At 69.6% G+C, this 21,864-nt stretch carries 17 protein-coding genes; 5 read left to right on the top strand and 12 right to left on the bottom strand.

Translation table 11 applies throughout. From position 1 onward, the window contains the following. Positions 1 to 4: 4 nt before the first annotated feature. Positions 5 to 1,429 (bottom strand): phosphomannomutase/phosphoglucomutase, encoded by a 1,425-nt coding sequence (locus AB7E03_RS18230; protein WP_489942719.1) that lies wholly within the window; start codon positions 1,427 to 1,429, stop codon positions 5 to 7. Between the two features lie 27 nt (positions 1,430 to 1,456). Then, complete coding sequence (locus AB7E03_RS18225; protein ID WP_489942718.1) at positions 1,457 to 1,666, bottom strand: DUF3499 family protein; 210 nt, start codon at positions 1,664 to 1,666, stop codon at positions 1,457 to 1,459. Between the two features lie 42 nt (positions 1,667 to 1,708). Here AB7E03_RS18225 and AB7E03_RS18220 point away from each other — a divergent pair, with 42 nt between their 5' ends. Beyond that, on the top strand, positions 1,709 to 2,152 hold the full coding sequence (locus AB7E03_RS18220) for a metallopeptidase family protein (protein ID WP_441783869.1): 444 nt from the start codon (positions 1,709 to 1,711) through the stop codon (positions 2,150 to 2,152). Positions 2,153 to 2,199: 47 nt separating this feature from the next. Here the strand turns inward: AB7E03_RS18220 and AB7E03_RS18215 are convergent, their stop codons facing one another. The 5 genes from AB7E03_RS18215 to AB7E03_RS18195 all read right to left on the bottom strand — a co-directional run bounded on the left by AB7E03_RS18215 (position 2,200) and on the right by AB7E03_RS18195 (position 9,636). Beyond that, positions 2,200 to 3,636 carry a DUF5719 family protein gene (locus AB7E03_RS18215; protein ID WP_489942717.1) on the bottom strand — a complete coding sequence of 479 codons (1,437 nt, stop codon included), beginning with the start codon at positions 3,634 to 3,636 and terminating at the stop codon, positions 2,200 to 2,202. Beyond that, complete coding sequence (locus AB7E03_RS18210) at positions 3,629 to 6,844, bottom strand: glycosyltransferase family 2 protein (protein WP_489942716.1); 3,216 nt, start codon at positions 6,842 to 6,844, stop codon at positions 3,629 to 3,631. Before AB7E03_RS18210 ends, AB7E03_RS18215 begins: the two co-directional genes overlap by 8 nt. A gap of 70 nt (positions 6,845 to 6,914) precedes the next feature. Further along, positions 6,915 to 7,238, bottom strand: a complete 324-nt coding sequence (locus tag AB7E03_RS18205) for a WhiB family transcriptional regulator (RefSeq protein WP_489942715.1) — start codon at positions 7,236 to 7,238, stop codon at positions 6,915 to 6,917. Positions 7,239 to 7,424: 186 nt separating this feature from the next. After that, positions 7,425 to 8,387, bottom strand: a complete 963-nt coding sequence (gene galE, locus AB7E03_RS18200; protein WP_489942714.1) for a UDP-glucose 4-epimerase GalE — start codon at positions 8,385 to 8,387, stop codon at positions 7,425 to 7,427. 70 nt (positions 8,388 to 8,457) lie between these two features. Next, positions 8,458 to 9,636 carry an acyl-CoA dehydrogenase family protein gene (locus AB7E03_RS18195; RefSeq protein ID WP_489942713.1) on the bottom strand — a complete coding sequence of 393 codons (1,179 nt, stop codon included), beginning with the start codon at positions 9,634 to 9,636 and terminating at the stop codon, positions 8,458 to 8,460. A gap of 115 nt (positions 9,637 to 9,751) precedes the next feature. Here AB7E03_RS18195 and manA point away from each other — a divergent pair, with 115 nt between their 5' ends. From manA to AB7E03_RS18180, 3 genes are read left to right on the top strand one after another with little or no spacing between them, the layout of a single operon-like run. After that, complete coding sequence (gene manA, locus AB7E03_RS18190; RefSeq protein ID WP_489942712.1) at positions 9,752 to 10,912, top strand: mannose-6-phosphate isomerase, class I; 1,161 nt, start codon at positions 9,752 to 9,754, stop codon at positions 10,910 to 10,912. A 53-nt stretch (positions 10,913 to 10,965) separates the two neighbouring features. Further along, positions 10,966 to 12,324 (top strand): O-antigen ligase family protein, encoded by a 1,359-nt coding sequence (locus AB7E03_RS18185; protein ID WP_489942711.1) that lies wholly within the window; start codon positions 10,966 to 10,968, stop codon positions 12,322 to 12,324. A 43-nt stretch (positions 12,325 to 12,367) separates the two neighbouring features. Continuing rightward, positions 12,368 to 13,663: an O-antigen ligase family protein gene (locus tag AB7E03_RS18180; protein WP_489942710.1), complete on the top strand. Its 1,296-nt coding sequence runs from the start codon at positions 12,368 to 12,370 to the stop codon at positions 13,661 to 13,663. Positions 13,664 to 13,684: 21 nt separating this feature from the next. Here AB7E03_RS18180 and AB7E03_RS18175 read toward each other — a convergent pair whose 3' ends face one another. Beyond that, positions 13,685 to 15,751, bottom strand: a complete 2,067-nt coding sequence (locus tag AB7E03_RS18175; RefSeq protein ID WP_489942709.1) for an FG-GAP-like repeat-containing protein — start codon at positions 15,749 to 15,751, stop codon at positions 13,685 to 13,687. Between the two features lie 455 nt (positions 15,752 to 16,206). Between AB7E03_RS18175 and AB7E03_RS18170 the strand changes: the two genes are divergently transcribed. Then, positions 16,207 to 18,564 carry a GH25 family lysozyme gene (locus AB7E03_RS18170; RefSeq protein WP_489942708.1) on the top strand — a complete coding sequence of 786 codons (2,358 nt, stop codon included), beginning with the start codon at positions 16,207 to 16,209 and terminating at the stop codon, positions 18,562 to 18,564. Position 18,565: 1 nt separating this feature from the next. Here the strand turns inward: AB7E03_RS18170 and AB7E03_RS18165 are convergent, their stop codons facing one another. Genes AB7E03_RS18165 through AB7E03_RS18150 form a run of 4 tightly spaced genes read right to left on the bottom strand, consistent with a single transcriptional unit; the run spans position 18,566 to position 21,683 of the window. Next, positions 18,566 to 19,555 carry a glycosyltransferase family 2 protein gene (locus AB7E03_RS18165; RefSeq protein ID WP_489942707.1) on the bottom strand — a complete coding sequence of 330 codons (990 nt, stop codon included), beginning with the start codon at positions 19,553 to 19,555 and terminating at the stop codon, positions 18,566 to 18,568. Continuing rightward, positions 19,552 to 20,547, bottom strand: coding sequence for a UDP-glucose 4-epimerase GalE (galE, locus tag AB7E03_RS18160; protein ID WP_489942706.1), 996 nt, complete (start codon positions 20,545 to 20,547; stop codon positions 19,552 to 19,554). The genes AB7E03_RS18165 and galE (AB7E03_RS18160) overlap by 4 nt, the downstream gene beginning before the upstream one ends. A gap of 10 nt (positions 20,548 to 20,557) precedes the next feature. Next, positions 20,558 to 21,013 (bottom strand): DUF2304 domain-containing protein, encoded by a 456-nt coding sequence (locus AB7E03_RS18155; protein ID WP_489942705.1) that lies wholly within the window; start codon positions 21,011 to 21,013, stop codon positions 20,558 to 20,560. Between the two features lie 10 nt (positions 21,014 to 21,023). Next, positions 21,024 to 21,683 carry a glycosyltransferase family 2 protein gene (locus tag AB7E03_RS18150; RefSeq protein ID WP_441783855.1) on the bottom strand — a complete coding sequence of 220 codons (660 nt, stop codon included), beginning with the start codon at positions 21,681 to 21,683 and terminating at the stop codon, positions 21,024 to 21,026. Between the last annotated feature and the right edge of the window lie 181 nt (positions 21,684 to 21,864).

Raw genomic sequence — 21,864 nt, 5'->3', positions numbered from 1 at the left:
GGGATCAGCCCCGGATGAGCCCCAGCACCTCGTCGCGGAGGCGCGCCATCGTCGACTGGTCGGCGGCCTCGACATTCAGGCGCAGCAGCGGTTCCGTGTTCGACGGCCGCACCGAGAACCACCAGAACGGCTCGTCCTGGCCGACGCGTCCGGTGACGGTGAGCCCATCCAGCTCGTCGAAATCGGCGCGAGGGGTGAAGGCCTCGACGATACGGGTGAAGGCCGCAGGCACGTCGTCGACCGTCGAGTTGATCTCACCGGACATCGCGTACGGCGTGTAGCGGGCGGCGAGTTCGGACAGAGGGCGGTCCTGCGACCCGAATTCGGCCAGCAGGTGCATGGCGGCGAGCATCCCGTTGTCGGCGCTCCAGAAGTCGCGGAAGTAGTAGTGCGCCGAGTGCTCGCCACCGAAGACCGCGCCGGACTGGCGCATGGCGTCTTTGATGAGCGTGTGGCCGACACGAGTGCGCAGCGGGACGGCGCCGGCGGCCTCGATGGTCTCGGGCACGATGTTGGAGGTGATCAAGTTGTGGATGACCGTGATCTCGGCATCCGGGTCTTCGGCCCGGGCCCGTGCGATCTCACGCACAGCGACGATAGCGGCGACGGCGGACGGCGTGACCGCGGAGCCGCGCTCGTCCACGACGAAGCAGCGGTCGGCGTCGCCGTCGAAGGCAAGGCCGAGGTCGGCGCCGTGTTCGACGACGGCGCGCTGGAGGTCGACCAGGTTCTTCGGCTCGAGCGGGTTGGCCTGATGGTTCGGGAACGTGCCGTCGAGCTCGAAGTAGAGCGGGATGATCGTGATCGGAAGCGCCGGAAGGCCCACCGCCTGCTCCAGCACCGCCGGAACGGTCAGCCCGCCCATGCCGTTCCCCGCGTCCACGACGACGGTGATCGGGCGGATGCCGCTCAAATCGACCAGGGACCGCAAGTACGCGGCGTACCGCTCCAGCACATCCTCTTCGCGGTAGCTGCCGGGGCGATCGACGGCCGGGATGCCATCGGCGAGGTAGGCGGAGGCGCGGTCGCGCACCGCTCCGAGGCCGGTGTCCATACTGAGCCCCTGCGCGCCCGCCCGCGACAGTTTGATGCCGTTGTACGTCGGCGGATTGTGGCTCGCCGTGAACATCGCCGCGGGAGCCTGCAGCGAGCCGGAGGCGAAGTAGGACTCGTCGGTGGAGCACAGGCCGATCGAGACGACATCGGCGCCGCGTGCCCGCGCGCCGCGCGAGAAGGCCTCGGCGAAGGCGGGAGAGGAGTCGCGCATGTCGTGACCCACGATCACGTCGCGGCCGGCCGCATCCACTTCGTCGACGAACGCCGCCGCGATGGCCTCGACGACCTCGACCGTGAGGTCTTTCCCGACCAGACCGCGGATGTCGTAGGTCTTGACGACGGACTGCAGGCGAGGGTCACCGGTGATGCTCATGGCCCCTAACCTACCGTGACGGGAGGCTCAGATCTCGGGCACGCTGACGTGCCGGACGATCTGCCAGCCCTGCGGCGCGGAGAGGCGTTCGGCGTGGATGGCGCACAGGTCGTAGGAGTGCGGCTCGTGCTTCAGACTGAGCGGACCGAGCACCGCCATCGAGTCCGAGTACACGTACGTGAGCGTCTGCACAGCGTCGCGCGGACACGCGACTCGGGAACACGGACGACTCAACATCGGGCTCAGACTACCCGAGCACCGCCGACGTAGGATGGCGACATGCCCCGCAACCGCCGCACCAGCAGCCAACCGCCGGCGACGAGCCGCTGGAGGAGCAGGCACGGGCGGGGCGCCAGGGGGCCGGTGACCGGTCCGCACCTGCCGATGTTGCAGAACCGGATCGACTTCTTCGACATGACCGTGGCGTCGACGGCGGACTACCTGAAGGGCGTCTGGCCGGAAGAGCTGTCGAACGTGCACTTCGAGGTCGCGGCGACACCGATCGGCAACTCGGGCTCGGACGGCGTCGACCGCTGGCGAGTGGATGCCGCGCACCGGCGCATCGTGCTCTACCGCGTGCCCATCCAGCGCCTCACGAAGTTGCACCGCGACGACGAACTGCATCGCCGCATGTACATCGAGGGATGCGTCTTCCGTGCCGTTGCCGAGTTGCTCGGTAAGGACCCGTGGGATCTCGCGCCTGACCGCTACCGGCACTTCTGAGGGCTGTCGGCCCTCGGTTCGGGCCTGCCCTGAGTTCGGGCCTGCCCTCAGTTCGGGTAGACGGTGATCGGCGCCGCGAGCGCCCCGGGCGGTGCGAGCGTGAACGAGCTGGCACGCCCCTCGGCCGAGAAGCTGACACTGCCGTAGAGGGCGCCGGCGCCGGTGACGCGATAGCTCCCCGCCGCGACCTTGAGCGTGACTCCCCCTTCGGCGGGCACCGTCAGCTTGGACTGCTTGCCGCCTCCCGTGACGCCCACCACCGTGATCGCCTGGTCCTTCTCGCCCGGGTTCGCGAAGTGCATCGTCGCACTGCCGCCGGAGGGGACGGCCGCCAGCAGGCTCTTCTGGAGAGGCCGGGCGGAGGCGAACCACGTAAAGTCCCGCGTCTTCGCGCCGATGACCGAGGTGCGCGCGGAGGCGACGATCGGGACGCTGGAGTTCACCGTGACGGTGTAGTTGCCGTCCTTCAGGTGATCGAGCGGCACCTCCGCGACCGTGCCCGCCTTGACCGTGGTGGCGTACGACTCGCCTGCCGCCGTCCCGGCCTCGCCGACGGCTCCGATGGTCACCTGCGCGTCGGTGTCGCCGGGCACCAGCAGCCGAACGACGGGGAAGTCGACCCCGACACCCTCGGCGGATTGCGCTGCCTGGATCGCCGCCATGGAGGCGATCGTGACGCCCGGGAGGATCTGCTGGCGGGCCGGCGACCCGGTTCCTCCGGCGATCTCGGCCCCGCGCGGCTGGATGCCCTGCTCGTAGCTCTGCTGCAGGGAGGCGACGACCTCTCCTCCGCTCGTCTGCACCCGGACGACCGAGGCGGCGGCCGACGGCGCGAGTCCGGACAGTGGCACCACCTTCTGCGAACGGGCGGGGACGATGATGTTCGCAGCGCCCGGTGCGCTCACGACTCCGCTCTCGGTGTAGATGGTCAGATCGACGGTCGCATCCACTTCGCTCGGGTTGGCGAGCAACACCAGGCTGGTCTGTCCGAGCGACGTGGATCCGGCGGCGAGCCAGGTGTCCGCGGCCGGTTCGGCGCAAGCCGCGGCGGCGAGCCCGGCGAGGTCCTCCGTGGCGGCCGTCTGCAGCTGGGCGGCGGCGAACAGCGGAGGAGCCGAGGAGTCCTTCGGAGTGGAGACGGTTGCCACCAGCGGCGCTTCGTCTGATCCGGAGGAGTCGGCGTCGGGCTTCAGAGTGGTGGTGCGGACGGACGCGTCATCGGCATGGAAGGCGGTCTCGGGCGCTCCGATGGCGCTCGGCCGAGTGGCAGCACCCGCGTCTGCGGCGAGTTCCAGGAGCGGGCCCGGGCAGACGCGCTGCTGAGCGGCGGGAACCGGCGTGACGGTCTGCGAGGGCGCGCCGATCGCGAAGTCGGGCAGCGGAAGGAGCGTGGCGCCGGCGACGACGGCCAGAGCAACCCCGATGCCGACGATCCCGCCGAGCGTCCGGAAGCCGATGCGGGCGAGGCCTCTGCGGTCAGCCACGGTCGCCTCCGTCGGTGGTGCGTCGGGGTCGGATGATGGTCTCCTCGAGTCCGTCTTCGAGCGTGGTGGGTGCCGGTGGGGTGGTCACGCGCTCGGCGTCGCGGTCCTCCTCCGTCTTGCGCTCGACGGGCGGCTCAGGCTCGACGACCGGCTCGGGCTCGACGACCGGCTCAGGCTCGTCATCCTCCTCCACGGGCCGGACGACCGCGTCGGGCTCCCGCTCGGGCACGTCGTCCTCCGCGGCGGATTCGACGACGGCCTCGTCCTCCGGCTCCGCTTCGTACTCGTCGAGGCTCTCGTCCGCGATACCGTCCGCGGCGGGATCGGGTTCATCCGGTTCGTCGTCCGGTTCGACGGCCGCATCCTCTTTCCGCCGATGCGGACGGCGGGCGGAGAGGTCCGAGACGCGGTCGGCCGAGCGGGTGGTGGGGATCGCCATGAGCAGCGTCGCGCCGATCACCACACCCTGCACGATCAGCACGAGCATCCGCCAGAGACCACCGGCTCCCGCCGGGATCTGGGCTGCGGGCGGGACGACGGCCGTGCCGCGGTCGAAGGCCCACAAGCGGCCGTTCGTGGTCGCGCCGACCGGCGCGAGCAGCGGGTTCGCGTCCATCGCGATGCTTGCACGGGAGCGGGTGGCATCCGCGGCGGACGCATCCTGCTTCTCCAGAGCCGTCGCCGTCGGGGCGAGGAGCACGAAGTCGATGCCCAGCCGCTTCAGCTGCGGTGAGGCGTCGTAGCCGCTGCGGGAGGACAGGTTACCGGCGAGCAGGGCCAGGTTCCGCTGGGCGGCCGTGAGCGACCGCTCGGTGTCGGCCAGCGTGGACTGGTCCTCCAGCGTCTGACCGCTGCCGCGGACGATGTCCGCCCGGATGCCGCCGTCGGGCTGCGGAACGATCCGCAGGGTACCCGTGCGCGGCTGGGTGGCCGCTTTCGCGGTGACGACGGCCGGCATGGTCCGTCCAGCGCTCTCCTGGACGACCGCGTTGCCGTTCAGCGTGGCGATGCCGATCGGAACCGCGGCGACGGCCAGGGTGACGATGGCGACCCACGCCGGGTACACCGCGGCACGGCCGATGGCCGACAGCGCGAGCACGGCGGCGCCGATCAGTCCCAGCCAGTAGAGGCTCAGGCCGCTTCCGGCCCAGATCGGCACGACGGTCCCTCCGGACACGGCGACCTGGAGGTGCAGAGCGGTCACTGCGGTCAGGAATCCGGCCAGAGCGACGAGCAGCGCCACGATCGCACGGACGGTCCCCCGCAGGAAGAGCGCGAGGATCGCGAGGATTCCGAGCGGCGCGAGCAGGATCGGCACGATCAGGTTCGCCGAGGCCTCGGGGAGTTCCAGCATCTTCGCCAGCTGGTGCCAGCCGCCGAGCGTCCCTTCCGGGAAGCCCAACGCCAGCTGCCAGGCCGGCGTCTGCCGTGCATCCAGGGGCACGCCGGGGTCGGCGAAGATGGACAGCCACGCGCCTCGCGATGCCTGCTGCCAGACCAGCGGCGCGAAGAGCACGACGGCCGGAAGCGGGATGAACGCGATGCGGGCGGCACGGCGTCCGGCGAACGCGATCGCCGCGATCCACGCGATGACGAGCGCTGGGATCAGGATCGGCGCACAGGCCACGGTCGCCGCCGCGAGCAGGGCGGTGGTCGCGCTGGCCGCCCAGGACCGTCGGGCGGCCAGACCCGCGAAGAACAACCACGGAAGGAGGACGTGGGCGAGCACGGCCGCCGGCCGTCCGCCCTGCAGCGCGACCAGAAGGGTCGGGGCGAGGGCGTAGACGAGTGCGCCGAATGCACGGAGCGTCGGCCGCGTGGTCAGCCGTGCCGCCGCAAGCCAGGCGCCCAACGCAGCGAGGGGCAGCGCCAGCACCCAGAGCAGGACGAGGGACAGCGACGGCTGCCAGAAGGTCAGCGTGCCGAGCACGGCCAGCACCGCGGAGAACGGGTCGGCCGCCCCGGTGAACCCGAGGCTCACATCCCGCCAGCCGTAGCCGAGGTTCGCCCACAGCTGCCCCACCGAGGCATCCAGCGGCAGGAGGCCGCCGCCGCTCAGGGCTCCGGAACCGACGAGCGGAAAGAACAGGGCGACGCCGACCAGCAGGGCCGCGAGCACAGCCCATCCACCGCCGGTGCCGAAGAAGTCGAGATCCTGTCGCTCACCCTGCTGCCGGACCGTCGCGGCTTCGCGCTTCAGTGCACGAGCACGCCGCACCTCGGCGAACGGGACGCGCAGCGGCGCGACCGCCGCCCAGCCGACCTCCCGCGCGGAGGAGAGGCGGCGACGGGCGTTGCTGACCGCGAGGCCGGAGAAGGCGACGCGGAACGCCGCGCCGAGCTCTCCGCCGATCGATCCCGGCTCCTTCCGGAGCAGGCGCAGCAACCCGCGGAGGATGCCGAGGGGAACAAGGGTGAGCCAGTGCAGGAAGACCGCCCAGCCGGGCGCGTACGCCATCCGGCGGTGCAGCTGCGCCCGGCGGCGCTCCCCTGCGAGCCGGCGGCGCACTGTCCACTTCGGGGAGAGGTTGGGCCCGGCGACACCATCCCCCGCGATGGCGACGCGGGCCTGGGCGACCAGAGTCACGCGGAAGCCGGCGAGCCGGGCGCGGGTGCAGAAGTCTAGGCCGTCGTCGACGGTGGGGAGGGCAGGGTCGAATCCGTCGAGCCGCTCCCACAGCGCCTGGCGGACGAGCATCCCGGCGCTGGAGACGGCGAGCACGTCGCTGATGCCGTCGTGCTGCGCCTGATCGAGCTCGTTCTCCACGAGCGGCACGGATGCGCCGAACGGCGTCATCGTCTCGCCGAACTCACGGATGAGCGCTGGGTCGTCCCAGTCGACGAGTTTGGGCCCGACGACGGCGACGGATGGGGAGACCTCGAGCGCCGCGAGCAGGGCTTCAAGCGCCTCCGGCTCCGGCGCCGTGTCGTGTGCAAGCAGCCACAGCAGCTGCTCCGGGCCGGACGTGGGCGGAAGGACGCGGACCGCTGTGGCGACGGCGGCACCGAAAGCCAGCTTCTCCGGAACGCTGAGCAGCTGGGTGGGCTGGGCTTCGGAGAGGAGCCGGGTGGCGTCGTCGGAGGTCGCACAGTCGACGGCGATCACGGCGTCCGGTCGACGGGTCTGTTCCGCGAGGGCGTCGAGAGTGCGCTGCAGGTGGGGGCCGCCACTCTGGGCGACGACTATGGCGGTGACTCTCGGATACATCGCCAGTCAGCCTAAGTTGGGGCTGCGCCGATCCCGTCTTTGGCCCGGGCGCGGCGCGGATTGGATGGGCTCAGCCGGCGCGCTTGCGCAGCTTGCGGCGCTCGCGCTCGGACAGCCCGCCCCAGATCCCGAACCGCTCGTCGTTCGCGAGGGCGTACTCGAGGCACTGCGACCGCACTTCGCAGGAGGTGCAGATGCGCTTGGCGTCGCGGGTGGAGCCGCCCTTCTCGGGGAAGAACGCCTCCGGGTCGGTCTGTGCGCACAGGGCGTCGGTCTGCCAGGAGAGCGGGTTGTCGTCTTCGACCTCCGCCGTACGGACCCCGGGGACCCCGAGCTTGACCGGATCGATGAACCAGTCGTCGGGTACTCCAGAACGATATTCAGGAACTGGCATATCGGTCTCCCCACCCATGGACTGCTGAAACACGAGATTCCCGTGTAGCCCTAATTACACCGTTGTCATTCGCTCACGTCAAGTCGCGAATCGTAAAGCCTTGACCGCTGGTCGAGAGTTCGCGACGCGCCGGGGAAACACAACAATCCCGACACGCCCGGTCGGTTTTCGCCGGCCGGGGAGGTGTCAGGATGCCGCCTGGCGTGCTTCCCAGGCGCTGCGGACCATGTCGTCGAGCGTGTGACGCATCTCCCAGTCGAGATCGCGTGCTGCGAGCTCTCCCGAGGCCACGATCCTCGCCGGATCCCCCGCGCGTCGAGGCCCCACTTCTGGGGTGAAGGGTATTCCGGTCACTTCGGCCACGGTCGACATGATCTGACCGACCGAGACGCCGTCGCCGCTTCCGAGGTTGTAGACCGGCTCGATCGACTCGTGCGCATCAAGCCGCTTGGCCGCCGCCACGTGCGAAACCGCGAGGTCGGCGACATGGATGTAGTCGCGCACGCAGGTGCCGTCGGGGGTCGGGTAGTCGGTGCCGTTGATCCGCGGCGTCCGCCCCTCGACCAGCGCGTCGAAGACGAGCGGGAACAGGTTGTGGGGGCTGGTGTCGCGCAGCGACGGGTCGCCGGAGCCGACGACGTTGAAGTACCGCAGCGAGGCGTGGCGCAGGCCCACTGCGACGCCCTGGTCACGGAGCAGCCATTCCCCGATCAGCTTGGACTCGCCATACGGCGACTCCGGATTCTTCGGCGTCGCCTCGGTGACGATGTCGACGTCCGGCGTCCCGTAGACGGCGGCCGACGAACTGAACACGATCGCATCCACCCCGGCGTCCTGCATCGCTGCCAGCAGCACGGCCGTCCCGGTCACGTTCTGCTCGTAGGTGTGGAGCGGACGCTGCACGGAGACCCCGGCGTACTTGAAGCCGGCCACGTGCACGACGCCCGTGATCGCGTTGTCGCTGAAGACCTCGGCGAGCAGCTCGCCGTCGAGGATGGTTCCCCGGTAGAACGGGACGCCCGCCGGCACGAACTCCTCGTGCCCGCTGGAGAGGTCGTCCACGACGACCACGTCGATCCCCTGGTCGCGGAACGCCCGCACGACGTGCGCTCCGATGTAGCCTGCGCCTCCGGTCACCAACCACGCCACGGGCGGTCCTCCTGCTCGTTCGTCACCACGGTCACGGCAACCCTACCGGGACCGCGCGAACAGGAAGCCGTCAGACGAACGCAGCCTGCCCCGTGATCGCGCGACCCACGATGAGGGTGTTCATCTCGCGGGTGCCCTCGTACGAGTACAGGGCCTCGGCGTCTGCGAAGAAGCGGGCGACGTCGTAGTCGAGCACGATGCCGTTGCCGCCGAGCGCCTCGCGGCACCAGGCGACCGTCTCGCGCATGCGGGCCGTGGCGAACGCCTTCGCGAGGGCCGAGTGCTCGTCCCGCTGCTCGCCGTCGTCGAGCATCTGCGAGACGCGGGTGCACAGGCCGATGGAGGCCGTGATGTTGCCGATCGACTTCACCAGGAGGTCCTGGATCAGCTGGTGGGAGGCGATCGGCTTGCCGAACTGCACTCGCTCCTTCGTGTAACGGAGTGCCGCCTCATAGGCTCCGACGGCGACGCCCACGGCTGCCCACGCCACCTCGGCGCGGGTCAGCCGCAGCACCTTCGCGGTGTCCTTGAAACTGTTCGCGTTCTGCAGGCGCAGCGACTCGGGCACGACGACGTTCTCGAGGGTGATGTCGGCGTTCTGCACGATCCGGAGCGACTGCTTGCCCTCGATCTTCGTGGCGGTGAAACCAGGCGTGGAATTCGGGACGATGAAGCCTTTCACCTGGCCGTCCTCGGCGCTCTTCGCCCAGATGACGGTGATGTCGCTGAAGGTGGCGTTTCCGATCCAGCGCTTCGAGCCGTTCAGGATCCAGTTGTCGCCGTCGCGCGTCGCGACCGTCTTGAGTCCCTGCGCCGAGTCGGAGCCGGAGGTGGGCTCGGTGAGTCCGAACGCGCCCAGCACTTCGCCGCTCGCCAGCTTCGGGAGCCACTCGGCGCGCTGTTCGTCGGAGCCGCAGACGCCGACCGCTCCGAGCGCGAGCCCGTTCTGCACGCCGACGTAGGTGCTCACGGAGGCGTCGATGCGGGCGAGTTCCAGCGCGACCCAGCCGCGGAACACCGCGGAGTTCTCGAACGCCGCGGTCTCAGGGAAACCGAGGCCGATCGCGCCGTTGCGGTGCAGCACGTCGATGATCTGGTGCGGGAACTCCGCCTTCTCCCAGTACTCGTTGACGATCGGCTTGACCTCCGACTCCAACTGCTCGCGCAGGGTCTGGATGAAATCCTTCTCGCGGTCGGTGAGGAGGTTCTCGAAGCCGTAGAAGTCGCCGGCGATGGTCTCGAAGGGCATGTCTGCTCCATTGCGTCCACGTGGATGGTCGGGCGCCCGTCAGCCTAAGGAACGCGCCTGGCCGGGACAAAGCGATTGGTAGTTTGGTCCAACGGAATGAAAGGGATGGCGACGGATGTTTGTGCGCATCGGCAACACCCCGCGCGACTACGCGTGGGGCTCCACGACCGCGATCGCCGGTCTGCTCGGGACGGAGCCGAGCGGCCGCCCGGAGGCGGAGCTGTGGCTGGGCGCGCATCCCGGCTCCCCCGCCCGCGTGCTCGACCCGGCGCTGGCCGACGGTGCAGACGACCTCGCCGCCTGGGAGCGGACGAGCGGCCTCCCGTACCTGCTGAAGGTGCTGGCGGCGGCCGGGCCGCTGTCACTGCAGGCGCATCCCTCCCCCGCGCAGGCGCGTGCGGGGTACGAGCGGGAGAATGCGGCGGGGCTGCCGGCCGACTCCCCGGACCGCAACTACAAGGATCCGTTCCACAAGCCCGAGCTGATCTTCGCGCTCAGCGACCCGTTCGAGGCGCTCTGCGGGTTCCGCGATCCGGCCGAGAGCCGTGCGGCGCTCGAGCGTCTGGCTGCCGCCGGCCCAGGCGGAGCGGTGCTCTCCGGCTTCGCCCGCACCCTGCAGGGCGAGCCCGGCGACGTCCTCCGGCGCGCCACCGAGTGGCTGCTCGGCGGCGACACGGACGTCGACCTGCTGGTGGCCGAGGTCGTCGCGGCCGCGCGTGCGCTCCCGCACGACAGGGATGCGGAAACGGTGCGGATGCTCGACGACGCGTTCCCCGGAGACCCGGGCATCGTTCTCGCACTGCTGCTCAACCGCGCGACCCTTCGCCCCGGGCAGGTGCTGTATCTCCCGGCGGGGAACATCCACGCCTACCTGCGCGGGCTCGGGATCGAGCTCATGGCGGCCTCCGACAACGTGCTGCGCGGCGGGCTCACCCGCAAGCGCATCGACGTGCCGGAGCTCGTGAGCGTGCTCGACTTCACGCCGATCCGGGCCACGCCGCTCGCGCCGGAGCACCCGGCGGCGGGTGTCGAGACGTTCCGGCCGGACGTCCCTGATTTCGCCCTCGAGCACATCGCTCTGGTCGACGGCGTGGAGAGCGCGACCGTCGCGCTCCCCGGCGCAGCCATCGCGCTGGTGACCGACGGGGAGGTCGAGCTTGCCGGCGCGACCGGATCGTTGCGCCTGCAGAGGGGTGACGCCGCGGTCGTCACCGACGAGAGCGAGCTGACGGTCACCGGCCGCGGAACAGTGTTCGTCGCGCACCCCAACGGCTGAGTGACGGGACGCCCGTGGCTCTGGGCGGGCGACAGGTCGGTTATCCTGCCGAAGTGACCACGCCGCGCCTGCAGCCGCCCGTCCGCCGCCGTAGCGGTGTCGACCCGGCCCGAGTCGACGCGGTGCGCGCAGCGACCGGCACCGGCGAAGCAGTGCTCGCCGCGGTCGTACTGTTCACGCTGTTCGCGGGCGACTTCTGGCGCAATCTGATCAGCTGGCCGGGATACTTCGTCCTCGCCGGGGTGCTCGGACTCGCCTGCATCGTCCTCGTCGTCCGCTCGCGGCCGCGATTCCGCTGGAGGACCACCCCGAAGACGTTGGTGCTCTTTCTGGCGCTGGCTGTGGCATCCATCGCCTGGTCCGCCTACCCGGGCGCGAGCGCACTCGGCGTGCTCGGCTCGTTGCTCACTGCGGCGGGCGGCGTGTTCCTGGCGCTGCGGCTCGGCTGGCCGGGCCTACTGAGCGCCCTCGGCAACGCCTTCCGGTGGATCATCGGACTGTCGCTGATCTTCGAACTCGTCGTCGCACTGTTCGTCCGGCACCCGGTGCTGCCGCTGACCCCGGTGAAGCCGGTGCCGTCCGGGACGCTCCCCCAGGCGTTCTACTGGAGCCGGGATCTGCTGTTCCACGGCGGACCGATCCAGGGAATCTCCGGCAACAGCAATCTCCTGGCGATGATCGCGCTGCTCTCGATCATCGTCTTCGGCATCCAGGTCGCCGACCGCACGGTCCGCCGCGGGTCGGCCGTCACCTGGCTGGTCCTGGCCGTGCTCACTCTCGCGCTCACGCGGTCCGCCACGGTCATCGCCGCTGCGCTCGTGACGGCCGTGGTCCTCGCGTTCGCGCTCTGGGCGCGCCGCGCGGGCCCAGAGCGCCGCGCCCCCGTCTACGTGGTCGGCATCGCCCTCGTCGCCGCGACGATCGTGCTGGTCTCCGTGTTCTCCTCGCGCATCCCCGCCCTCTTCGGCAAGAGCGAAGACCTGACCGGCCGGTTCGACATCTGGGAGGCGGTGACCCGCCTCGCGCAGCAGCGTCCGGTGTTCGGCTGGGGATGGGTCAGCTACTGGGCCCCCTGGGTGAAGCCCTTCGACGGCCTGGCCACGCGGAACGGCGTCGAATACCTGCAGGCGCACAACGCGTGGCTCGACGTCTGGCTGCAGCTCGGGATCGTCGGTCTCGTCGTCTTCATCCTCCTGGTGCTGACGACGTTCGGGCGTACCTGGTTCCTCGCTGTCGACCGGCCCCGCTTCACGATCGCCGACGACCAGCCGTACCGGGCGACGACGCTCCTGCCGCTGCTCCTCATCGCGGCCCTGATCGCGCAGAGCTTCGCCGAGAGCCGCATCCTGATCGAGGGAGGCTGGGCCCTGCTGGTCACATTGGCGGTCGCGACGAAAGCGAAACAGCGCTGACCGCTGGACGCGCGCAATGCCGCCCTCCCCGTAGTCTGTGAACATGGCAACACCCCGCCGGACCCTGGTGCCCCCCGCGGTGACCGAGTTCCTGGGCTCCGCCCGCTTCACGTCGACGCTCGCCCTCCTGGCAGTGATCACGGGGTTCTCCACGCATGCCATCCGGGGCCTCATCGGCTGGCCGGGGCTGATCGGCGCCCTCGCAGTGCTGGTCGTGCTCGCGGCGCTGTCGTTCGCCGCGCAATGGCGGCTGATCGAGTGGCACGGCCTGCTGCCGATCTCGGCGCTGCTGTTCGTCGGCTGGTGCGCCGTATCCATCTTCTGGAGCCAGTACCAGTGGGCGACGCTGAACGGTGTCGTCTACCAGCTCATCTTCGCGTTCCTGGCCGTCTACATCGCGCTCGTGCGCGACGCCATCCAGATCGTGCGGGTGGTCGGCGATGCTCTCCGATTCCTGCTGACCTTGTCGCTGTCGCTGGAGGTGCTGAGCGGCCTGCTGCTCGACGCTCCGCTCCGTTTTCTGGGCATCCAGGGCAATATCGCGGCGGGCGGTCCGATCCAGGGTCTGTTCGGCACGCGTAACCAGCTGAGCATCGTCGCCTTGATCGCGTTCGTCACGTTCCTCGTCGAGCTGCGCACGCGTTCGGTGCGACCGCCGGTCGCGGCCTACTCGATCACGCTGGCCGGGCTGTGCATCCTGCTCGCCCACTCCCCCGTGATCGCCGCGGTCTCGGTCGTCGTCGGCCTCGCCACCCTGGCGCTGTACCTGCTGCGGAAGGCACCTGTGCAGCAGCGTTCGTACTTGCAATGGGGGCTCGCCATCTTCACGATCGCGGTCCTGATCACCGCGTACATCTACCGCACCCGCGTCATCGACCTGCTGAACGCGCGTGCCGACTTCCAGGTGCGTTACCAGCTGTGGATCCAGATCTGGCAGCTGATCCCCGTCCAGCAGACCATAGGTTGGGGTTGGATCGGTTCCTGGCCGACCGGTCTCTACCCCTTCACGGCGATTCAGGATGCGACGGGCGTCTACCACTCGGACGGCCTCAACGCGTACCTCGACGTCTACCTGCAGGTCGGCATCATCGGCCTCCTGCTGTTCGTCGCGCTCATCGCGCTGGCGTTCAGCCGGTCGTGGCTGCTCGCCTCCAACCGCCGCAGCGTGGTCTACGCCTGGGCGCCGCTGGTGCTCGTCGCGCTGCTCGTCACCAGCGTCTTCGAGAGCTCGATCCTCGTCGAAGCCGGATGGATGCTCCTCGTCATCTGCACGGTCAAAGCGTCGCAGGGGATGAGCTGGCGGCTGAGATTACCGCACCGCGACGGGACAGCCAGGTAGCACCTCTGCCCTCTCGCTCGATCAGCCCATCCAGTTCATGACGTTCCAACCGGAGCCGATCTGTCGAGGGCTGCCCCATCCGGATCGCCCGGTTCCCGGGTAGAGAACCAGCGCGCCGGCCGCAGTGCGTCCCAGCACATCGTCGTGGCCGTCCCCATCGAAGTCGCCCGGAGAGACGATCGCGGTGATCCCATTCCATCCGATCCCCACCACGACCGGGGCCTTCCAGCCTGACGGCGTGTGGGCGTACAGCCACAGCCGACCGGAAGAGTCGCGCGCCAGCAGGTCGGCCGACCCGTCCCCGTTGAAGTCGTTGATGCTCACCACGGCCGTCATCCCGCCCCAGCCGGACCCGATCGCGGAACGTGCACGCCACCCGCCATGGCCGTCGCCCGGATACAGCCACAGGGCGCCGGACCCGTCTATGGCCAGCACGTCCGGCACGTGGTCCCCGGTGAAGTCGTTCACGCCGACCATGATTCTCATACCACCCCAGCCGGAGCCCACCAGCCGGCGCGCGCCCCAACCGCTCGCACCGTCCCCCGGGTACAGCCACAAAAGTCCGGCGCTGTCGCGCGCGACGACATCGTTGCGCCCGTCACCATCGAAGTCCCCCGGCGACAGAATCGTCATCCCGCCCCAGCCGCTGCCCACCTGAATGGACGCGGGCGTCAACCAGCCGCCCGAGCCGCTACCGCGATAGAGGAACAGGCCCCCCGTCGCGGAACGCGCGAGAACGTCGCTCTTCGCATCCGAATTGAAGTCGTTCTGCGTGGGCGCCGCGGCGTTGCCGGGAGCACTCAACGACGAGACCCCCTTCGGCGTTCCGAGTCCCGTCGGGCCGTCGTATCCCGGCGCAGCCGTGCAGAGGTAGGCGGGTGCGCAACCGGAGCCGTTGCTCCCCTGAGTCACGTCGTTGAGCGCTTCGGGATGCGCGTACGGGTACGACGCCGGGTACGTCCCCGCAGCGGGCACACCTGCCAGCGCGTACATGCCCGCGACGAGTGGAGCACTCACGCTGGTGCCTCCGAACACTTGCCACGCCGACGTGTACGGCGCTGTCGCAGTCGGCCCATAGCCGGCGACGCCTGTGCCCGGATCGGCCACGGCCGACACGTCGGCCACCGTCTTGCTGACGCATCCGGTGTCGGTCTGCCAGGCGGGCTTGACGCTGTACGAACTGCATCCGCTGCCAGAACCGCTCCAAGCGGCCTCACTCCAGCCACGATCGGTTCCTGCCGCAACCGACAGGCTGGTCCCGCCGACCGCGGTCACGAAACGGGAGCTGGCCGGGAACTCGGACCCGTAGCCGACATCCCCGGTGGAGGCGGTGATCGCCACTCCCGCGTGGTCGTAGTACGCGTCGTATGGGCTGAAATCCCAGCCGGCGTCGGCGATCCCATACGAGTTCGAGACGAACCGGGCGCCGAACTGCACTGCGGTGTTCACGGCTTGACCGAGGTTCGTGACCGATGCATCGTCCGCCTCGACGAGGAGGATCTTGCAGCTCGGGCAGGCCGCCGACACCATCTCGATGTCGATGGCGGTCTCCGGGCCCCAGGACCGCTGTGGGTCGATCGCCGGATAGCTCCCGCCGCCGCGCTGGTCCATCTTGCGGAAGCACCCGTTGGCGGTGGTGCACGCCGGCAGGCCGAACCGGGAACGGTAGGCAGCGAGGTCGGACTCGGCGGTCGGGAGGTCGTAAGCGTCGATCACCGCGACCGTCGCCCCCTGGCCGGCTCCCGCTGGCAGCGCGTAGGCCTGCTGGAGCTGACTCGGCGAATACCCGACGGGCGCCTGCCCGACCGCCGGGGCGGCAACGCCCTCGACGACCTCGGCGAAGCAGGCGGCGTGCCCGGGCTTCGGCGTGGAACAGGTGCGGCGGTGCGGGTGCCCCGCGAGTCGCGGATCAGCCGTCGGGCCGGTGCCGGGCGTCGGCGCAGTGCCGGGCGGTGCTGCGGCCACAGAGGATACTTCGGCGCTCGAAGGCGCCTGCACCGTCGCGGCCTCCGCCGGGGCCGCGACCGCGAGGCCGGCGACCACCATCGCCGAGAGCGCGATGAGCCCTGCTGTCGAACGTCTCGTCACGCGACCTCCCGTTTTCTCGCGTCACAGTATCAGCCGTCCACGCACGCCTCGTTCCTCCCCCGAACACACGTTGCGATGAACGCCGGCACCAACCTGCCCCCCGTATAGCATCGGTGTGCGACGGCAACTCCCCCGACGGAGTCCGCCGCGCTTGCATCCGAGCGGGGAGACGTCCGATGCCGCATAGAAAACTCCTGATCGCACTCACGACGGCTGTCGTCGCCGTGACGGCGTTGACCTGCGGCGACGCGCTTCCCGCAACCGCCGTCGACGGGCCAGGATCACCGACATCGACTCCGGTCGTGCCAACGGAGCCGGCGACCCCATCTCCCTCATCCGGCTCCACCGTCGCACCCACGCCGTCGCCATCGCCGAGCGCCTCATCCGCGTCCCCGTCGCCCGTCACAGGCGACGATCCGGATCTCGCCACCCAGAACCGCGCAGGAAACCACGCCATGGGCTCCACCATCCGTGCGTTCGATCCCGCCAGCGCACAGGCTCCTGCCACCGCCTCGCCCCGCTCCTTGGTGGCTTCGCCCAACGTCGCTCCGCCCGGGCTGCCCGGCCTCGATGTGAGCGGCTGGCAGACGAACATCAACTGGTCCCAGGTCGCTGCGAACGGCGCGAAGTTCGCGTACGTCAAGGCCACGGAGAGCACCGACTACCGCAGCAGCCAGTTCGCCAGCCAGTACAACGGCTCATACGCCGCCGGGCTTACCCGAGGCGCGTACCACTTCGCCATCCCCAACGAGAGTTCTGGCGCCGCGCAGGCGAACTACTTCGTGGACAACGGCGGCGGCTGGACCCAAGACGGACGAACCCTCCCGCCGCTCCTCGACATCGAGTTCAACCCGTACGGCGCCACCTGCTACGGGTTGAGCGCAGCCCAGATGGTGTCGTGGATCGCGGACTTCTCCAACACCGTGTACAACCGGACAGGGCGCTATCCCGCCATCTACACCAACACCAACTGGTGGGTGGCGTGCACCGGCAACAGCGCGGCCTTCGGTACCAACCCGCTGTTCATCGCGCGCTACCCGAGCAACGTCGCCTCCGGCGCGGGGACGTTGCCCGCCGGGTGGGGTGCCTACACGATGTGGCAGTGGTCCAATGCCGGCATCTTCCCCGGCGACCAGGATGTCTTCAACGGCGGGACGGCCGCGCTGCAGCTGCTGGCCACGACCGGCCGCACCATGCCGCAGCCGGTGGTGGGCGGAGGGGACCTGAACGGGGACGGCAAGCCGGACCTCCTCGCGCGCAAGCCGGATGGTTCGCTCTGGTTCTACGCAGGGATCGGGAAGACCCCGAATGGCGCGGGTTACCTCGCCGCCAAGAAGATCGCCTCCGGAATGGGCATCTACAACCAGATCCTCATCCCCGGGGACATCACCGGAGATGGTAAGGCCGACGTGCTCGCCCGACGGACCGACGGCGCCCTCGTCCTCTTCGCGGGCACTGGCATCATCGATTCCGGTCACAGCGGGCTCGCGCCGGCCGTCACACTCGGCTACGGCTGGGACGCGTACACCGACATCATCGCGTCGGGAGACGTGAACGGAGACCACAAGGCCGACCTGCTCGCCCGACGGCCGGACGGCTCCCTGTGGCGCTACTCGGGCACGGGGCAGGTCTCAGGAAGCGATGTCGGCTTCCTGAACGGTGTGAAGGTCGGGCTGTCCTGGAACGTGTTCACGCAGGTCGTCGGAGCGGGCGACCTCGATCACGATGGCTGGGCGGATCTGGTCGCCTTGCGACCCGACGGTTCGCTGTGGCTGTACCGCGGATCGTCCACCGGGTACGCGGCCGGCGTCACGGTGAGCGTCGCCGGTCTCAGCCCGAGCGACCTGCTCATCACGGCCGGCGACGCCGACGGCGACGGCTCGCCCGACCTCCTCACCCGAACGGCCTCCGGTGCGCTGTACTTCCACGCGGGAACGATCGCATCCCTCCCCGGATACGGCGCTCCCCAGACCGTCGGCGCCGGATGGCAGTCCTTCTCGACGGTTATCGGTGCCGGAGATCTGAACGGAGACGCCGACCCGGACATCGTCACGATCCGCGGTGACGGGACCCTGTGGAGCTATCGCGGCAAGGGGTCATCCGGTGGGGTGAACAACAGCTACCTCAGTGGAACCCTCATCGGATGGGGATGGTCCTCGTTCGTGCGTGTCATCGATGCCGGGGATGTGGACGGCAACGGGACTGGTGACCTGGTCGCCGTCCGCTCGGACGGGACCCTGTGGCTCTACCTGTCGACCGGCACGGTGGCCTCCGGCCAGCCGACGTACGAGGCTGGGCGCCTCATCGGGACCGGATGGACGGTGTTCGACAAGATCATCGCGGGCGATTTCGACGGCGACGGGAAACGCGACCTCCTGGCGACGCGGACCGACGGCTCCTTGTGGTTCTACCCCGGGATCCCCCGATCGAACGGATCCGGATGGTCGGGCCCGGGTGCGCTGGCCGGAGTCGGCTGGTCCGGCTTCACCGGATTCGTGACCTCCGGGGACTCGAACGGCGACGGCAAGACCGATCTCGTGGCCAAGAGGGGGGACGGCACGCTCTGGTTCTACGCCGGCCTGGGCAAGACCTCGACAGGGACTCCCGGGTTCCGAGCGGGTGTGCAGGTCGGGTCCGGATGGGGCACGTTCACCACGGCCACCGGAACTGGCGACCGTTCCTCCGGTCGATCGGGCGACCTCCTGGGCATCACTCCAGGGGGCGCGCTCCTCTACTACCCCGACAAGCCGGTAAAGGCACCAGGGTACGGGCCCAGCATCGTCGCAGGGACCGGATGGGGCATCTTCGGCTGACTCAGGCCGGCTGCAGGAGGTCGCGGACGATGTCCGCCCTCCCCCTGCTGGCGTAACGCGAATAGCGTCCGCCGGCGGCGATACGGAGCACCCCGGCCGGTCGCCGCAGCCGATTGGCGGGAAGGCCGGCACGCTCGGCCTCGAACCGGGCCTTCTCGCGCGCCGTCTCCAACAGCGCCGGCGGAACCCGATCGCCGAGGGTGGCCAGCCGGTCGGCCAGGGCTGCGAAGCGCGCGGCGAGCACGGCGTTCCTGCCACCCCGAGGCTCGAGGACACGCCTCACCTTGCGCGCCAGCGTTGGTGCTGCCACGCCGATCTGGTTGGCGTCGTGCTGGCGGTAATCGATGGTCGATTCTGGCAGCACCTCGACACGACCGACCGCTGCCGCGACGACGGCCAGCCACTCGTCGTGCACCCAGCCGTCCGCGAACGGCAGCGTCGACTCGAGCAGACGGCGGCGGAACACCACGGTGGCTCCGGTCGCCAGGTTGCGGCGGATGAACGTGTCGAAGGCCCGGCCGGCGAGTTCAGCGCCGAGCTCCTCGGGCGCGATCTCCAGCGATTCGAACAAGGTCCGGCCCAGCGGCACGCCTGCTGCGTCCACCAGGTCCGCGTCGGTGTGCACCAAGAGCAGCGCATCGTCTGACGCGAAGCGGGCGACGATGCGCTGCAGGCGGCCTTCGTGCCACACATCGTCCTGGTCGCTCAGCGCGATCAGTGCCCCATCGGCAGCGGACACGGCCCTCTGGAAGTTGCGCGTGACCCCGAAAGGTTCGTCGCCGGTGAGGACGACGACGTCGACTCCGTCGGCGAGGGAGGACCCGGCCAGCTCTTGAACGATTGCCAGCGTGCCGTCCGTGGACCCGTCATCCGAAACGATCAGCTGCGCCGGGCGCGGGACCTGGCGGAGGATGCTCTCGATCTGCGCCCGCACGAACCGGGCGCCGTTGTACGTGCAGAGCGCCACGCTCACCTGGAGGCCGGCCGTCATCTGCTGGAGGCGATCCCGGGAACCGCACGACCCGCGGTGTGGGCTTCCCACGCCGAACCGACGATCTCGTCGAGCCCGTACGTCGCCCGCCAGCCCAGCCGCTCCCTGATCTTCCCGGCCGACGCGACCACGACGCCCGCATCCCCGGCACGGCGCTCGACGACCTCGGGGACGAGGGAGGAGCCGGCGACCTCGACGATCTTCTCGATCATCCGGCGGACGCTCGTCCCCTCGCCCGTGCCGACGTTGAACACGTCGTGGTCTCCGCGACCGGCCTCGGTGCTGTCGACGGCGACGAGGTGCGCCTGGGCGACGTCGAGCACGTGGACGAAATCGCGGACGCAGGTGCCGTCCGGCGTATCGAAGTCATCGCCGAAGATCTGTGGAGGAAGTCCCGCGTCGATCCGCTGAAAAACCATGGGGACGAGGTTCGTCGTCGCGCGGTCGGCCAGGTCGGGTGTGGCGCTGCCCGCGACGTTGAAGTAGCGGAGACTCACCGCCGAGACGCCGAAGGAGCGCCCGGCGTCGCGGACGAGCTGCTCACCGACCAGCTTGGTGCGGCCGTACGGATTGACAGGCTGCGTCACGGCGTCCTCGGAGATCGTGGCCCCGCTGACCGATCCGTACACCGCCGCCGACGAGGAGAACACCAGCCGGGTAACACCGGCCTCCTCCATCGCCATCAGTAGGTTGGCGAGGCCACCGATGTTCTGCTGGAAGTACCACGCCGGACGCTCCACCGATTCCGCGACCTGCTTGCGGGCGGCGAAATGGAGAACGGCGTCGATGCGTTCCTCGCGAAGACAGGTCGCGAGCGGAGCTACAGCGTCCACCGATGCGAGGTCGACTCGCAGAACCCGGATCCCAGGGATGCGGTCGGCGTCACCGAAGACGAGGTCGTCGGCGACCACCACATCGTCGCCGCGCCCGAGCAGCAGCCGGACGACATGCGCGCCGATGTAGCCGGCGCCGCCGGTGACCAGTATCCGCATGTGGTCCAGTCTAGAAGACGCCGTTGCGCCGGGCCTCGTTGTCGACGGGCTCGCCCAGGTGAACGTCTTCTGCGTGCTCCTCCGGCTCCGCCGCAGCGGCCGGATCGGCCACCTCCCGGTCGGCGGGGCTCGGCGCCTGCAGGATCGCCAGCTGCCTGGCGAGGATGGTGATCTCGCGCTCGGTGGTGCGGTGGCGCCGCTGCATGAGGATCGAGTTGCCAGCGAACACCACGATGAGTCCGTAGAGGAGAAGATCCGTTCCTCTCCCGACCCCGACAGCGTGCGCGACCGCGGTCACAGCCGACGGGAAGATCACTGCCAGCACCACGAGGATCAGGAGAACCACCATCACCAGGCGGCGGATCGCGACGTGACGCTGCCCACGGCCGGGCAGCATCAGGAACACAGCGAACGCGGCGAGCACGACGATGAGGATGCCCTTGATCACGGTTTGTCCGGCGTCCATGGTGCACCTCCTATTTCACGAACAGATCGCTGAGGATGTTGACGGAATTCCAGACCGACTGCCCTTTCGCGCGGGAGTACGCGGTGTAGACGACGTGAACGGGCGCTTCGGCCCAGCGCAACTGATTCCGCGAGATCTCCGACACGATCTCCGAGGCGTGCGCCATCCGGTTCTGCGTGATCGCGATCGAGGAGGCTGCTCGGCGGTTGAAGGCGCGCAATCCGTTGTGCGCGTCGGTCAGGTGCAGCCCCGTGCTGCGCCGCTGGAACGCCACCGCCGTCTTCAGGACCGCCTTCTTGATCGGCGAGACCTTGGTGCGAGCGTCGAGGAACCGCGAGCCGATGACGACGTCGAGCGGCTGCGAGGCGAGCAGCTCGACCATCTTCCGCGCGTCGCCGACGTCATGCTGGCCGTCCGCATCGAACGTGACGAAGAACTCCGCCTCGGGGTCACCCAGCGCCCAGTCCAGACCTGTGCGCAACGAGGCGCCCTGTCCGAGGTTGATCGGATGCTGAACGACGACGGCGCCCGCAGCTCTGGCCTCCGCCGCCGACGCGTCGGACGAGCCGTCATCGACGCAGACGACCTTCGGGAACACCGAACGCGCGCCCTCGACGACGCCGCGAATCACCGGCGCCTCGTTGAAGAGCGGGATCACGAGCCAGGTCATGCTCTCGACAGCTGAAATGGGTCGTCTCCTGGTCGACTCGTTACGGAATTGCTGCTCCATAGTAGCCCGCCGGCGTGTGGAGGACCTGGGCGCGCCACGGAGTCCAGGGACCGTCCGCGTACCTCGTGATAGTTTCGATGCGCGCTGCTCGCCTTCTGGAGCGGGCGCCTCCCACTCTGAA

It is taken from the genome of Leifsonia sp. RCC_180 (assembly GCF_058138205.1).
The sequence above is the reverse complement of the archived record's forward strand: the minus strand, read 5'-3'. Positions and strand labels throughout refer to the sequence as shown.

Coding starts and splice junctions, on each gene's coding strand:
- AB7E03_RS18230 (WP_489942719.1), bottom strand. CDS start 1,429: ATGAGCATCACCGGTGACCCTCGCCTGCAGTCCGTCGTCAAGACCTAC.
- AB7E03_RS18225 (WP_489942718.1), bottom strand. CDS start 1,666: ATGTTGAGTCGTCCGTGTTCCCGAGTCGCGTGTCCGCGCGACGCTGTG.
- AB7E03_RS18220 (WP_441783869.1), top strand. CDS start 1,709: ATGCCCCGCAACCGCCGCACCAGCAGCCAACCGCCGGCGACGAGCCGC.
- AB7E03_RS18210 (WP_489942716.1), bottom strand. CDS start 6,844: ATGTATCCGAGAGTCACCGCCATAGTCGTCGCCCAGAGTGGCGGCCCC.
- AB7E03_RS18205 (WP_489942715.1), bottom strand. CDS start 7,238: ATGCCAGTTCCTGAATATCGTTCTGGAGTACCCGACGACTGGTTCATC.
- AB7E03_RS18195 (WP_489942713.1), bottom strand. CDS start 9,636: ATGCCCTTCGAGACCATCGCCGGCGACTTCTACGGCTTCGAGAACCTC.
- manA (WP_489942712.1), top strand. CDS start 9,752: ATGTTTGTGCGCATCGGCAACACCCCGCGCGACTACGCGTGGGGCTCC.
- AB7E03_RS18180 (WP_489942710.1), top strand. CDS start 12,368: ATGGCAACACCCCGCCGGACCCTGGTGCCCCCCGCGGTGACCGAGTTC.
- AB7E03_RS18170 (WP_489942708.1), top strand. CDS start 16,207: ATGGGCTCCACCATCCGTGCGTTCGATCCCGCCAGCGCACAGGCTCCT.
- AB7E03_RS18165 (WP_489942707.1), bottom strand. CDS start 19,555: ATGACGGCCGGCCTCCAGGTGAGCGTGGCGCTCTGCACGTACAACGGC.
- galE (WP_489942706.1), bottom strand. CDS start 20,547: ATGCGGATACTGGTCACCGGCGGCGCCGGCTACATCGGCGCGCATGTC.
- AB7E03_RS18155 (WP_489942705.1), bottom strand. CDS start 21,013: ATGGACGCCGGACAAACCGTGATCAAGGGCATCCTCATCGTCGTGCTC.
- AB7E03_RS18150 (WP_441783855.1), bottom strand. CDS start 21,683: ATGACCTGGCTCGTGATCCCGCTCTTCAACGAGGCGCCGGTGATTCGC.